Genomic DNA, 13,282 nt, shown 5'->3' on the forward strand with positions numbered 1-13,282 from the left:
TACCTATAGGCGCATGCTTGCCGTCTGAGGTGTAACCCCTCCCCCCCCCCCCCCCTTGTTGTGTGTCATTTTGTATAACGGACAAATACGGGATCCGGATTGTGAGGAAAGCCATGAAGAAGATTCTGATTGCTGCCGCGGCGGCTGCCGCGTTCACGACGTCGGCCCAAGCGGCGGTTGTCGTCTCTGGAGATGCCGCGCCGTTGTCCTACGAGATGCGCGGTGAGGCCCGCAACGGCCGGAGCGGGTTCGAAGGCAAGCTCAACACGCAAACCATCGACCCCACCATGAACCCGGGGGGCGCGCCGGTCTGGGCGTACGGCTCCGACTACAACTTCGCGCTGACCTACGACAGCGCCACGGGTACGACGACCTGGGGCATCGACTTCAGCCGGGATAGTGATTTCGCCGACGACCAGGAACTGGTGTCGGTGGTCGACGCGGCGCTCGTGGGCTTCGGGTTCAACTACGTGAACCTCTTCATCCAGGGTAATGCGCAGAGCTTGGTGAATGTCAGCAATTTCACGCTGAACGGGACCAGCTTCGGTCCCTTCAGCGCCGGTGGCTCGGATACGGCCCTGAACACGCTGTTCAAAGACACCGGTGGCACGTTCGCTAACATCAACGCGACCGGGAGTTTCAGCTTCAGCGCCAACGGCGCTTCGGATGAGCGCCCGAGGCTTTGGGTCCAAGTCGGCGACAAAAGTGCAGTCGGCGCGATCCCCGAGCCCGCGACCTGGGCCATGATGATCATGGGCTTCGGCGCTGCCGGCGCGGCAATCCGCCGTCGGCGGCTCATCCCGACGGCTGCCTAATCGACGCAGTCAAGATGAAGGCGGGTCCTCGCGGCCCGCCTTTTTCATGAGGCTCTGCAATAGCGAACGCATCAGCGCGCCTGAGCGTCGATTGCGGCCCAACCTACACGCTCATTGAGCGGCTCCTGAACGGCGAATTGCTAAGGGAACAATTCCCGGCGCATGACGACGACGACGCCATTGATCGCGTCGCGGGCGTACTCGACGGACGCGGCGCTGAGCTTTGTCGAGGGCCCTTTCTGGTCAGGGCCTGGGAGCCTGCGTTGAAAGCTCCGGACGGTTGCTGTCCTACGGAACGCGAAACGTCGCATTTGTTCTGCTGGTGCGGCGATGTCTCCAATGGCCTGGTGAAGCGACATTGAGTCGGCTGGTCCCGGCTTTCCAAAATGGGGCGCTTCTCACCTTTGGATCAGCGCCCGGAAGCAGACCTTCGGCTCACCGACCTTCAGGCTGACGCCACAAACATCTGTGCAGGAGGGAAGCGGACATCGTCGGGAACGATCGAACGACCAGTGGCTGGCGACCTGCCAGACAGCGGACCCTCCGCAATTTCGGTGACAGCGCACTCAATTCGCCAACGGCCCGGGCCAAACGCATGCCAGCAGACGAATTGACCTCACTGCCAGCGAAACAGCTGTCACCGATGAGCCGGATTACAAAGGTTTAATCGGGCGCCCCGCACCCGTCGGGATGGCCCCTCGCCTCTCGGGAACGCGCGCTCTGCGGGGGTTCCCGGTGGCTCCCGGTTACGCTGCGTTACAGCGATTTAACTGGCGGCGCGCGCACCTCGCGATGACACCGGGCGCAGGGTTATTCAGGGCGTTCCGGTCTCCATGTCACTGGCTTTGGCCACACTGCTGTACGAATGGCGGCGCTACACGGCGGCGGTCGTGGCGCTGGCGTTTTCGGGGCTGCTGATCCTGGCGCAGATCGGGATGTTCACCGGTATCGTGAAGGGCGCGACGGCCACCATCGACCGGTCCAGCGCCGACATCATGATCCTGCCGCCCAAGATGGAGAGCCTGATCAACTCGGGCGGCGGCTCGCTTCCGGCCCGGCTCCTGCCGAAGATGTACATGAACCCCGAGGTCGTCGAGGTGGCGGCGTGGGACGCCGATGGCGGGCGATGGGTAAACCGGCCCAAGGACGGCAAGAAGGCCGTCACCACCTTCATCAACGTCAACATGGTGGATACGCGGCCCGGGTCGGTGAACCTGCCGCACGACTTTCCCGAGGCTACCCGCGTGGCCCTGCTGGAACCCTATGCGATCGCCATCGACGAAACCCAGTTGAAGCGGCTGGGGGTAAAGCTGGGAGACGAGGCCTCGCTCAACGGCAAGACCGTGCGGGTGCGTGCCATTTTGCAGGGCTATCCCGACGTGAACAACGCCTCCGTGACCATGTCGCGCGACACCATGCGGCTGATGGGCATGCTGGTGAAGGGCGGCAAGACCGGGCCTCTGATGGTGCGGGTGGCCGACAGCCGGCGCGCCGAGATCGTCCGCGATCAACTGAACGCCGTCTCGGGCGGCGCCTATCGGGCCTGGACGCGGCCGGAACTGGCCAAGGCCAATGAGAACGCGCTGATGTCGGAGCAGATCATCGGCATCTTCCTGAGCTTCTCGGTGTTCCTGGGCTTCCTGATTGGCGTGGGCATTACGTCGCAGACCCTGCGGGGCGCGATCCTTTCAAGCATCAAGGAATACGCCTCGCTGCGCGCGCTGGGGGTCTCGATGGGCTCGCTCAGGCTGATCGTGATGGAGCTGTCGGTGTGGGTGGGTATCGCGGGCCTGGGCGCCACGGCCCTGTTCACCGGCGGGGTCTATCTGCTCGCCACCAACTCGGGCCTGCCGATGGGCTTTCCGATGCAGTGGATCATCGGCGTGTCGGTGCTGTTGATCGTGATCTCATGCGCCTCGGGCCTGCTGGCTCTGGGCATCCTGAAGAAAAGCCAGCCTGCGGACCTCCTGCGATGAGCTCGAAGCACACAGCCATAGAGGCGCATGGCCTCTACAAGCGCTTCAAGACCGGCCGGGCGCATATCGAGGTGCTGAAGCGCGTCGACTTCGATGCCCAGCATGGCGAGGTGACCATGGTCATGGGGCCGTCGGGATCGGGCAAGTCGACCCTGGTGGCCGCGTTGTCGGGGCTGCTGAAGCCCGATGAGGGCCAGGTGACGGCGCTGGGCAGGGACATCTGGAGCCTCGGGTCCGGCAAGCTGGACCGGTTCCGCCTCGATACCTGCGGGTTTATCTTCCAGGGCTTCAACCTGTTTGCTGCGCTCAGCGCGCTGAAACAGGTGGAGATCATCCTGAAGTATCAGGGATGCAGCCCCTCCGAGGCCCGGACCCGGGCGGAACGCGCACTCTGCGAGGTGGGCCTGGAGAACCGCATGCATCAGCGCCCCTCCGAGCTTTCGGGGGGCGAGAAACAGCGGGTCGCCATCGCGCGTGCGCTGGCCAAGGACCCTCAGCTTCTGTTTGCCGACGAGCCGACCAGCGCGCTCGACGGGGAGAACGGACAGATCGTGATCCGGCTGATCCAGCGGGCCGCCAAGGAACATGGCGCGGCCGTGATCTGTGTGACGCACGACCCGCGCCTGGAAGCCTTTGCCGACCGCGTCATCCACCTGGAGGACGGCCAGATCCTCGACGACCGCCGGGCGAGCCCCGCTTCGCCGCACCACGCCGTCGTCGCACCACAACAACCCGAGCTCGTTGGAGCCTGATCACCATGCCTGCCATCTTGCGCAATCGTTTCGTCTGGATCGCTGTGATCATACTGGCCGTAGCCGGCGGCGGGAGCATGTTCCTGTCGAACCGGGCGACTGCCGAAAAGGCCAGGGCCGCCGCCGCCACCGCCCAGGTCAAACCCAGCCCCTACGCGGCCATCGCCAGCGGCAAGGCGGATGTGGAGGGCGGCATCATCCAGATTGCGGCCCGCCGCGCCGGGGTCATCCAGGACGTTCTCGTCCAGGAAGGCGACATGGTCCGACGTGGTCAGGTGCTGGCGCGGCTGGAGGACGATCAACCGCGGCTGGCGTCGGTGCGGGCTTCCGCCGAAGTGCGCCAGGCGCACGCGGCGCTGGCGCTGCTGGGCGTTCAGCTGGCAGCGGCGAAGCGCGAGTTCAACCGGCTCGAGGCGCTGGCGCCCTCCAACTTCGTGGCGGCCCAGAAGCTCGATCAGTCGCGAGACGCGGTGCGCGAGGCCGAGGCGCGGATCGCGGCCCAGCAGGCCAGCATCTCCACCGCCCAGGCCCGGTTCGGCGAGGCGCGGTATGATCAGGAAACCAGCATCATCCGGGCGCCTACGGACGGACGCATCGTGCGACGCTATGCCAATCCCGGCGCCGGCGCCTCAACCCTGAACGTTTCCAACATGTTCGATCTGGAACCTCAGACGGGCCGGATCGTCCGGGCCGAGATCGCGGAAGGCGCCCTCTCGTTCGTGGGCATCGGCCAGACGGTGCAGATGTCGCCGGAGAGCGATCCGACGAGGGTCTATCAGGGCAAGGTGCTGCGCCGCGCCGCCGTGTTCGGCGCCCGCAAGCTGCAGTCGGACGACGCCAGCGAGCGGACCGATGACCGCGTGGTCGAGGTGGTGGTGGACTCCACCGGTGCGCCATTCCTGATCGGCCAAAGGGTGCTGGTAAAGTTCCTGAAAGACCAGAAGCAGGCGGCGGTTTCGGTTCCGCCGAAGAGCTGAACCCCCTCGCCTCGCCTTGACGTCGCAGTCCCCACGCCGCAAAACCCGCGCCGATTTCGGACTTCAGATCCAGGGGTGATTGTAATGGCGGACATCCGCTTCGACGGCAAAGTGGCGATCGTAACGGGCGCTGGCGGCGGCTTGGGCCGGGCGCATGCGCTGGAACTGGCCCGGCGGGGCGCCAAGGTGGTGGTGAACGACCTGGGCGGTTCGGTGGACGGGTCCGGCGGCCACTCGGAAGCCTCCCTGAAGGTGGTCGAGGAGATCAAGGCGGCCGGCGGCGAGGCCATCGCCAACGGCTCCTCGGTGACCGATGACGCGGGCGTGGCGCGGATGGTCAAGGACACGATCGATCAGTGGGGTCGTATCGACATCCTGATCGCCAACGCCGGCATCCTGCGTGACAAGTCCTTCGCCAAGATGGACTTCGGCGACTTCCAGGTGGTGGTGGACGTGCACCTGTTCGGCACGGTGAAGCCGACCAAGGCGGTCTGGGACGTCATGCGCGAGCAGAACTACGGGCGCATCGTGGTGACGACCTCGTCATCGGGTCTCTACGGCAATTTCGGCCAGACCAACTATGGCGCGGCCAAGCTGGGCCTGATCGGCCTGATGAACACGCTGAAGCTGGAAGGCCAGAAGAACAACATCCACGTCAACGCCATCGCCCCGGTGGCCGCCACGCGGATGACCGAAAACCTGATGCCACCCGCCGTGCTGGAGCAACTCAAGCCGGAGTATGTGACGCCGGGCGTGGTGTTCCTCTGCTCGGAAGAGGCGCCCACCGGCGCGATCCTGACCGCCGGCGCCGGCGCCTTCGCCCTCGCCCGCATTGTGGAGACCGAGGGCGTCTATCTCGGCCACGAGGCCAGCGTCGAGACCGTCCGCGACAACTGGGCGAAGATCACCGACGAGGTCGGCCAGAAGGCCTATGTCAACGGCGGCGAGCAGTCGGCGAAGTTCTTCCGCAAGATGCAGGGCGGGTAGGGTTTCGTACGGCGTCCGACGCATTGGGGCGGCCGCAAGGCCGCCCTTTTCCGTTTTGTAATCGAAATCCGCTTGCGCGTTTGCGGAGGCCTGCGCCTAACTCCCTCCCAGCGCTCGGTAGAGGCGCAGGCGTAGGAGCAGGTCACGGTGTCAAAGGGTAACAAGGTCGCCGCGAACAACGCGCTTTCGATACCTGCGGTCATGGCCTTCGCCAGCGCCAGCATTCCGATTGCGGCGCTGGTTCTGGCGATAAGTGTCCACCTGCCTCGATACTTCGCCAGTCATCTCGGCCTTTCGCTGGCGGTTGTGGGCGGTGCTTTTGCGCTGGTGCGGTTTGTCGATATCCCGATCGACGCCGGCCTGGGTCTGGCGATGGACCGAACCAACACACGCTTTGGCCGGTATCGGATATGGATGGCGCTGGGCGCGCCGATCCTCATGTTCGCCCTCTACATGCTGATGATATCGCAGGAAGGCGTGGGGGTCGGATACCTCTTCGGATGGCTGCTGGTGATGTACATCGGCTATTCCTGCGTGTTCCTGTCGCACCTCGCCTGGGCCGGGCGGCTGGCGCAGAACTATTCCGAACGGAACCGCATCTTTGGCGCCATCACGGGCCTTGGCGTCGTGGGCGCCATGGCGATCCTGTTGATCCCGGTTGTCGTGGAGAGGCAGGGCGGAACCGACGTCGAGGGCATCCACGCGATGATCTGGTTCATCATTGCGGCAACGGGGTTGACGTCGCTGCTGGTGGTTATGACCTCGCGAGAGAACATCGTGAAGGATCGGCCTGCGGCCTTCACCCTGGGCGACTACTGGGCGTTGCTGACCCGGCCCAACATTCTGCGCCTGCTGGCCGCAGACCTGTTTGTCACCCTGGGTCCCGGCTGGATGGCGGCGCTCTATCTTTTCTACTTCACGGACAGTCTCAAGTTCACGATGGCCCAGGCCAACCTGCTGCTGATGATCTACGTCGCCGCAGGGTTTGCAGGCGCGCCGTTGGCGGCGTGGCTGGCCAACCGGATCAGCAAGCACCGCGCCCTGATGGTCAACACCACGATCTACTCGCTGGGCCTGATCCTGCTGCCGATCATGCCCAAGGGCGACTTCCTGGTTTTCGGACTGGCCATGTTCCTGGTGGGCGCCATGGCGGCGGGCTTTACCGTGATGATCCGGGCGATCACCGCCGATATCGCCGACGAAATCCGGTTGGAAAGCGGGCGCGAGTGGATGGGCCTGATGTACGCCATGATCACCGCGACCTCGAAGCTGGCCTCGGCGTTCTCGATCTTCCTGACCTTCAACGTGCTGGCCTACATCGGCTACCAGGCAAAGGTGGGCACGGTGAATACGCCAGACGCCATCCGCGGTCTGGAACTGGCCTACATCGTTGGGCCGATCATCTTCGTGATGATCGCGGGAGCCTGCTTCTTCGGCTACAATCTGACGGCCGAAAAACATGCTGAAATCCGTCGCCAACTTGATGAGCAGGACGCCTTGGTCGATCCCGGTGCGGCCATGGAATCGCTGACAGGCGAGGATATCGCGCCGGCGAACCGGCCAGCCTGACCCAAGTCGCCAGAAAACGCCCCGGGAGAACGGATTGACCAAACACGCCAATTCCTCGTCGAGCCTTCCGTTGGGACTGGCTATATCGTTCGCCGCCACCAGCCTGCCGCTGAGCGCGCTCGGGATCGCCGTTTCGGTGCACCTCCCGGCCTATTTCGCCGCAAACATCGGCGTGGAACTGGCGGTGGTGGGCGCGGCGTTCGCGATCGTCCGCTTCATCGATATCCCGATCGAGCCCGCGCTGGGCATCCTCATGGACCGTACCAAGTCGCCGATCGGCCGCTACCGGCTATGGACCCTGCTCGGCGCGCCGCTCCTGATGCTGGGCCTCTACATGCTGATGACGGCCGGGAGGGGTGTCGGCCAGAGCTACCTGATCACCTGGCTGCTGGTGATGTACCTGGGCGTTTCGATCCTGTTCCTGTCGCACTCGGCGTGGGCAGCGACCCTTGCACGAAGCTATGATGATCGCGCGCGGCTGTTCGGCGTAATGGCGGCGGTCGGCGTCGGCGGCGCGGTGAGCGTGCTGATGATCCCCATCGTCATGGAGCAGATGGGCTACTCGGAGCCGCAGGGCATACAGGCGATGATCTGGTACATCATTGTGCTGGCGCCGATCGCGGTCGGGCTTGTGGTCTGGCGCACACCCGAGACACTGGCCACCGAGGTCACAGGCCAACGCTTCCAGCTGCGAGACTACTGGGAGCTGATCACCGACCACAGTATGAGGCGGATCCTGCTGGCGGATCTGGCGCTCTCGCTGGGCCCGGGCTGGATGGCGGCGCTCTACATCTTCTACAGCCGCGACAGCCTGCAACTGAGCGGCGGCGCGACGAACATCCTGCTGGCGATCTACATCGTCGCCGGCGTGGCGGGCGCGCCGATGCTGGCCTGGGTCGCCACCCGCATCAGCAAGCACCGGACCGTGATGGTATGTTGCGTGAGCTACTCGCTCCTCCTGGTGACCCTGCCTTTCTTGCCAAAGGGCAGTTTGCTGGCGGCGGCCCCGATCCTGTTCCTCACCGGGTTCTTCGCCGCCGGTTTCAGCGTCCTGACACGGGCCATGACCGCCGACGTGGCCGATGAGGTGCGCCTGCGGCAGGGCAAGGAACGCAGCGGTCTGCTGTATGCCCTGACCACGCTCACCAGCAAGATCGCCGCTGGCGCCTCGATTTTCCTGACGTTCAATGTGCTGAGCCAGGTCGGCTACGACCCCAAGCTGGGACAGGCCAATTCGCCCGAGGCGATCCAGGCGCTGATGCTTTGCTTCCTGGTCGGGCCTGTCGTCTTCGTCATGCTGGGCGCATTGACCATGATCGGCTATCGCCTCGACGCAGAGCGGGCCGCCGACGTCCGTCGCCAGCTGGACGCCCGCGACGCCGGGTTAGCCAACTAGCTGCTTCGCAAGTTCCAGGAAGGCCCTGGCTGCGGGGCTGTCGGGGTTGGTCGTCACCAGCGGGCGACCTGCATCGCAGGCCTCGCGCAACGCCACCTCGATCGGGATCTCCGCCAGCAGTGGCACGCCCAGCTTTTCGGCCTCGGCCCTGGCGCCGCCGGTCCCGAAGATCGGGATGCGGGCGCCGGAGCTGTCGGCGAAATAAGCCATGTTCTCGACCACGCCCAGGATCGGCGCGCCGGTCTTCTCGAACATCTGGGCGGCGCGGCGCGCGTCGATCAGGGCGATTTCCTGTGGCGTGGAGACGATCACCACGCCATCCATCTTGAGCTTCTGCACCAGCGTCAGCTGGATATCCCCGGTGCCGGGCGGCAGGTCGATGACCAGCACATCCAGGGGTTCCGAGGGCGTGCCCCAGTTGGAGTTCATCAGGCTGCGCAGGGCCGACGAGGCCATCGGGCCGCGCCAGATGTTGGCCGTACCCGGCTCGACGATAAAGCCGATGGACATCACCTTGACGCCCCAGGCCTCCATCGGGTTCAGGCGCTTTTCCGCATCGAAGGTCGGGTCGCCGTCGACGCCCAGCATGGTGGGCGCGGAGGGGCCGTAGATGTCGGCGTCCAGCAGGCCGACGCGGTAGCCGAGCACCGCCAGCGCGGCCGCCAGATTGACCGAGACAGTGGACTTGCCCACCCCGCCCTTACCGCTGGCGATGGCGATGACCTTTTTCACGTTCGGCGGATGTTCGGCGTCGACCATGGGGCCAAGACGCGCGCCCGGGTCCTCCGCGATTCGCGCGCGGCGCGTGGGCGGCGTTTCACCCGGTTGCGGGCGACGGGGGCTGACCTTGAAGCCCGGCCCGGCCGGCGGGGGCGCCGAACTGGGCGCCTGGACCTCGGTGGTCAGGACGACCTGGGCCGTCTCGACCCCCTCGACGTCGGCGATGGCCGCCTCGGCCCTGTCGCGAACGGGCCGGTAGAGCTCGATGTCCGCCGGGGCGACCTCCAGCATGAAGGCCACGCGACCCGAGCGCAGTACGAGGCCGCGGACCAGTCCAGCCGTGGTCAGTCCGGTTCCGGACCTGGGATCAATGACCAGATCCAGGGCCTTCAAAATGGCCGTTCTGTCCGGTCCTGGGTAATCACTCATGCGCTTTGTCTTGCCTTCGGGGAGGTGGCATCTCATATCCGGGTCACTGCGCCGGTTTACAAGCCCACGGTGGGTATAATGGACCTTGGCCCACGGATGACACGTACCGGCTGATGCCTTGGAACGATAATGCAAACCCCGGCCCATGGGGCGCCCCTTCCGGCGGTGACGGAGATCGCAAGGATCCCGCGCCGAAACGCCCTCAAGGCGGCGGCCCTCGCGGCCCGCGTGGGCCCGGCGGTCCCGATATCAACGAGGTCTTCGAGCGCCTGCAACGTCGCTTGAGCGATATGTTCGGCGGCCCTGGCGGCCAGATGAACCCGCGTGCGCTGGGCGCCATCGGGGCCGGGATTGTCGGCCTTTGGGGTCTTTCGGGGTTCTACATTGTTCAGCCGAGCGAGCAGGCGGTTGTCCTGCGGTTCGGCGCGTTTGACGGCCACACCGAGACGTCCGGCCTTCGCTACCACCTGCCCTTCCCCATCGAGCGGGTGGAGAAGGTGTCTGTCACCTCCCTGAACCGGACGGATGTGGGCGAAACCCCGGCGGAAAGCCTGATGCTGACGGGGGATGAGCAGATCATCGACCTGGACTTCAGCGTCACCTGGCGGGTGGCCAACCCGGCCGCCTACCTGTTCGCCACCCGCGCGCCGGACGAGGCCGTGAAGGCCGTGGCTGAAAGCGCCATACGCGAAGTGGTCGGCAAGACTCAGCTTCAGCCGATCTTCTCCACCGGACGCGGGCAGGTGCAGCTTCAGACCGCAGAGCTGATGCAGAAAACGCTGGATAACTGGGGCGCCGGCATCAGCATTGTCGAAGTCCAGATCCGTTCGGCAAACCCGCCGCCCGAGGTCGTCGCCGCGTTCCGTGAAGTGAACAACGCCGAACAGGACGCTGCCTCAGCGACCAACGAGGCCAACACCTACCGCAACCGGGTGATCAACGAAGCCAAGGGTGATGCGTCGAAGGTGCTGCAGGCCTCCGAAGGCTATCGCGAACAGACAGTTCGCGACGCCCAGGGTGAGACCGCGCGCTTCAACCAGATCTACGCGGAATACCGTCGTGCGCCGGGCGTGACCCGCGACCGCCTCTATATCGAGGCCATGGAGCGCATCCTGGCGCGGTCCAACAAGGTGGTGATCGACGCCAAGGGCGCCAGCGCGCCCATCATCCTGCCGCCGGATGTGTTCCGTTCGCGGACCCCGCAGGCCGCAGCGCCGCAGCCCCAGGTCGAGGCCGCGCCTCAGGTTCAAGGAAAGGCCCAGTGATGAGCAGTCGCCTCGTGGCCTGGGTCGGCATGGCGGTGCTCGCCGCCGTTCTGCTGGCCAATACCTTCTTCATCGTCGACCAGCGCGAGCAGGTCGTGGTCGTACGCTTCGGTGATCCCGTGCGTGTGATCAATTTCAGCGGCAAGGCCGCCGGCCTGAACGTCAAGGCACCGTTCCTGGAGCAGGTGATCCGGTTTGATCGCCGCAACATCTCGCTGGAAGCCGCCCAGGAAGAAATCATCACCGCCCAGCAGGACCGGTTGGTGGTCGACGCCTTCATCCGCTACCGCGTTGCTGATCCCAAGCAGTTCTACACCACCCTGCGCGACGAGCGGATCGCCGCTGACCGCATCGAACGCCTGGTCAACTCGTCGCTCCGTCAGGTGCTGGGTTCGGCCACCACCAGTGACATCATCTCCGGCCGCCGCGCCCAGTTGATGCAACTGGCCAAGGTGGACGTGGAACGCCGTGCGCGGGCTTCGGGCATGGGTATCCAGGTGATTGACCTGAGGATCCGCCGTGCTGACCTGCCGACCCAGAACCGGGAAGCCGTGTTCCGCCGGATGTCGACGTCGCGCCAGCAGGAAGCCGCCCGCGTCCGCGCCGTCGGCGAACAGCAGAAGCGCGAGATCATCGCCAGCGCCGACAAGGAAGTGGCCATCACGCTCTCCACTGCCCGTCAGCAGGCCGGCCAGATCACCGGTGAGGGCGACGCCACCCGCACGCGCCTCTATGCCCAGAGCTATGGTCGCGACCCGTCGTTCGCCGCCTTCTTCCGCTCGATGCAGGCCTATGAGCAGAGCTTCGCAGATGGCCAGACGACCATGGTGCTCTCGCCCGACAGCGCGTTCTTCAAGTACTTCCAGCGGGGACCGAGCGGGCGCTAAGCGCTTTGCCTTCCCCGATTGGGAACCGTTGCGAAAGTCCAGACCAGGGCGCGGTGTCGCCGCTGAACCCCTTCGCCCCTTGTGGGAGAAGGTGTCAGGCGAAGCCTGACGGATGAGGGGTCGCGCAAGTCTATCCGAAAGGATTTCAAGGGCTTGCCTGAGAGGATTGTCGACCCCTCATCCGAGCCGCTTGCGCGGCCCACCTTCTCCCACAAGGGGCGAAGGAACATGGGGGCACGGCCGTTCACGACCAATCTGGAGCGGCCCCGCTAGGCCTGCGCCGCCAGTAGCGCCCTGACCTCATGCAGGTCGGCGGCGATGCGGATGCACAGGCTGTGCATCTCCTCGGTCGGGTCCAGCATGTCCGGCACCATCACTGTCATCATCCCGGCCGAGGAGGCCGAGCGGACGCCGTTGTGGCTGTCTTCCAGCGCCAGGCAGTCGGCAGGATCAACGCCCAGCGCCGCTGCGGCCTTCAGGAACGGCTCCGGATGAGGCTTGTGATTATTCTGGACGTCACGGGTGATCAGAGCGTGGAAGCGATCCACGATGCTGTGCGGCCCCAGACTGGCCCTCACGCTTTCCAGGCTGGATGAGGTGGCGATGGCACGGGGCATGCCGATCTCGTCGAGGTGATCGAGGATCTCGAAGACGCCGGCTTTCAGCGCGATGCCGGCGGCCAGCTCTTCGCGGAAGTGCCTGCTGACGGCGGCATTCCAGGTCGTCAGGTCAAAGCCGACGCCGAAGTGATTACGAACGATTTCGTCACCGGCCTGGTTCGGCAGCCCGACCATCTGGAGAAATGTCGACATCGGGAATTCGTCGGCAATGCCGACGGTGGCCTGCTGCATCGCGCGATAGACCACAGCCTCCGTATCGACCAGCAGGCCATCCATGTCGAAAACCACAGCGCGGATGGGGCGGGGAAAGGGCATGTCCCGGCTTTAGCGGCGTTTGCGCGGCGACGGAACTCAAACGGTGCTTCCGATTGTGACGCCGCACGCCCTTCAGTCGATCACGAACGCGTCGGCCCGATAGCCCTGGAAGTAGAGCAGCGAGGTCAGGTCGGTATGGTCCACCTTGGCGTGGGCCTGCGCCGCGACGATGGGCTTGGCCCGATAGGCGATGCCGAGGCCCGAAGCCTCGATCATGGCCAGGTCGTTGGCGCCGTCGCCGACCGCCAGCGTGGCCGACAGGGGAATGCCGAGATTGGTCGCCTCCTCCCGCAGCGCCGCCAGTTTGGCCTCGCGCCCGAGGATGGGCTCACCGACCGTGCCGGCCAGCAGGTCGCCGTCCTCGATCAGGGTGTTGGCGCGGCTGGCGTTGAAACCGGCGGCTTCTGCGACGCGGCGGGTGAAGAAGCTGAAACCACCGGACACCAGGAACGCCTTGGCGCCGTGGGCGGTCATGGTTCTGACCAGCGTCCGGGCGCCCGGGTTGAGCCGCACCCGTTCGTCATAGGCCCGCTGCAGATCGGCCAGCGGCAAGCCTTTCAGCATGGCCACGCGT

The 13,282-nt window shown here is 65.4% G+C and carries 12 protein-coding genes; 9 read left to right on the forward strand and 3 right to left on the reverse strand.

The features are described 5' to 3' along the window. Positions 1 to 113: 113 nt before the first annotated feature. The 7 genes from ACIQ42_RS08310 (at position 114) to ACIQ42_RS08340 (ending at position 8,472) form a co-directional block, all read left to right on the forward strand. Entirely contained in the window at positions 114 to 815 is a 702-nt protein-coding gene (locus ACIQ42_RS08310) for a PEPxxWA-CTERM sorting domain-containing protein (protein ID WP_397421732.1), read from the forward strand. 833 nt (positions 816 to 1,648) lie between these two features. Next, complete coding sequence (locus tag ACIQ42_RS08315) at positions 1,649 to 2,791, forward strand: ABC transporter permease (protein WP_397421733.1); 1,143 nt, start codon at positions 1,649 to 1,651, stop codon at positions 2,789 to 2,791. After that, positions 2,788 to 3,543 (forward strand): ABC transporter ATP-binding protein, encoded by a 756-nt coding sequence (locus ACIQ42_RS08320; RefSeq protein WP_397421734.1) that lies wholly within the window; start codon positions 2,788 to 2,790, stop codon positions 3,541 to 3,543. The genes ACIQ42_RS08315 and ACIQ42_RS08320 overlap by 4 nt, the downstream gene beginning before the upstream one ends. A 5-nt stretch (positions 3,544 to 3,548) precedes the next feature. Next, positions 3,549 to 4,520 (forward strand): efflux RND transporter periplasmic adaptor subunit, encoded by a 972-nt coding sequence (locus ACIQ42_RS08325; protein WP_397421735.1) that lies wholly within the window; start codon positions 3,549 to 3,551, stop codon positions 4,518 to 4,520. 84 nt (positions 4,521 to 4,604) lie between these two features. Then, positions 4,605 to 5,507 (forward strand): SDR family oxidoreductase, encoded by a 903-nt coding sequence (locus ACIQ42_RS08330; protein WP_397421736.1) that lies wholly within the window; start codon positions 4,605 to 4,607, stop codon positions 5,505 to 5,507. A 147-nt stretch (positions 5,508 to 5,654) separates the two neighbouring features. Beyond that, entirely contained in the window at positions 5,655 to 7,076 is a 1,422-nt protein-coding gene (locus ACIQ42_RS08335) for an MFS transporter (protein WP_397421737.1), read from the forward strand. A 34-nt stretch (positions 7,077 to 7,110) separates the two neighbouring features. Next, positions 7,111 to 8,472, forward strand: a complete 1,362-nt coding sequence (locus ACIQ42_RS08340) for an MFS transporter (RefSeq protein ID WP_397421738.1) — start codon at positions 7,111 to 7,113, stop codon at positions 8,470 to 8,472. Here ACIQ42_RS08340 and ACIQ42_RS08345 read toward each other — a convergent pair. Continuing rightward, on the reverse strand, positions 8,461 to 9,621 hold the full coding sequence (locus ACIQ42_RS08345) for an Mrp/NBP35 family ATP-binding protein (protein WP_397421739.1): 1,161 nt from the start codon (positions 9,619 to 9,621) through the stop codon (positions 8,461 to 8,463). The genes ACIQ42_RS08340 and ACIQ42_RS08345 overlap by 12 nt on opposite strands. 290 nt (positions 9,622 to 9,911) lie before the next feature. On the opposite strand from ACIQ42_RS08345, the gene hflK reads away from it, so the two are divergent. After that, entirely contained in the window at positions 9,912 to 10,886 is a 975-nt protein-coding gene (gene hflK, locus ACIQ42_RS08350) for an FtsH protease activity modulator HflK (RefSeq protein ID WP_397421742.1), read from the forward strand. After that, positions 10,886 to 11,773 carry a protease modulator HflC gene (gene hflC / locus ACIQ42_RS08355; protein ID WP_397404259.1) on the forward strand — a complete coding sequence of 296 codons (888 nt, stop codon included), beginning with the start codon at positions 10,886 to 10,888 and terminating at the stop codon, positions 11,771 to 11,773. The genes hflK and hflC overlap by 1 nt, the downstream gene beginning before the upstream one ends. 269 nt (positions 11,774 to 12,042) lie before the next feature. Here the strand turns inward: hflC and ACIQ42_RS08360 are convergent, their stop codons facing one another. Next, entirely contained in the window at positions 12,043 to 12,708 is a 666-nt protein-coding gene (locus tag ACIQ42_RS08360) for an HAD family hydrolase (RefSeq protein ID WP_397421740.1), read from the reverse strand. 72 nt (positions 12,709 to 12,780) lie between these two features. Then, positions 12,781 to 13,282, reverse strand: a 502-nt coding sequence (locus tag ACIQ42_RS08365; RefSeq protein WP_397421741.1) for an HAD-IB family phosphatase, incomplete at its 5' end; no start/stop codon positions are given.

The organism is Phenylobacterium sp., from assembly GCF_044372605.1.
Classification (GTDB): Bacteria; Pseudomonadota; Alphaproteobacteria; order Caulobacterales; family Caulobacteraceae; genus Phenylobacterium.

What these genes read in the sequence shown, in the direction of transcription:
- ACIQ42_RS08310 (WP_397421732.1), top strand. Translation starts at nt 114, where the DNA reads ATGAAGAAGATTCTGATTGCTGCCGCGGCGGCTGCCGCGTTCACGACG.
- ACIQ42_RS08315 (WP_397421733.1), top strand. Translation starts at nt 1,649, where the DNA reads ATGTCACTGGCTTTGGCCACACTGCTGTACGAATGGCGGCGCTACACG.
- ACIQ42_RS08320 (WP_397421734.1), top strand. Translation starts at nt 2,788, where the DNA reads ATGAGCTCGAAGCACACAGCCATAGAGGCGCATGGCCTCTACAAGCGC.
- ACIQ42_RS08325 (WP_397421735.1), top strand. Translation starts at nt 3,549, where the DNA reads ATGCCTGCCATCTTGCGCAATCGTTTCGTCTGGATCGCTGTGATCATA.
- ACIQ42_RS08330 (WP_397421736.1), top strand. Translation starts at nt 4,605, where the DNA reads ATGGCGGACATCCGCTTCGACGGCAAAGTGGCGATCGTAACGGGCGCT.
- ACIQ42_RS08345 (WP_397421739.1), bottom strand. Translation starts at nt 9,621, where the DNA reads ATGAGTGATTACCCAGGACCGGACAGAACGGCCATTTTGAAGGCCCTG.
- hflK (WP_397421742.1), top strand. Translation starts at nt 9,912, where the DNA reads ATGTTCGGCGGCCCTGGCGGCCAGATGAACCCGCGTGCGCTGGGCGCC.
- hflC (WP_397404259.1), top strand. Translation starts at nt 10,886, where the DNA reads ATGAGCAGTCGCCTCGTGGCCTGGGTCGGCATGGCGGTGCTCGCCGCC.
- ACIQ42_RS08360 (WP_397421740.1), bottom strand. Translation starts at nt 12,708, where the DNA reads ATGCCCTTTCCCCGCCCCATCCGCGCTGTGGTTTTCGACATGGATGGC.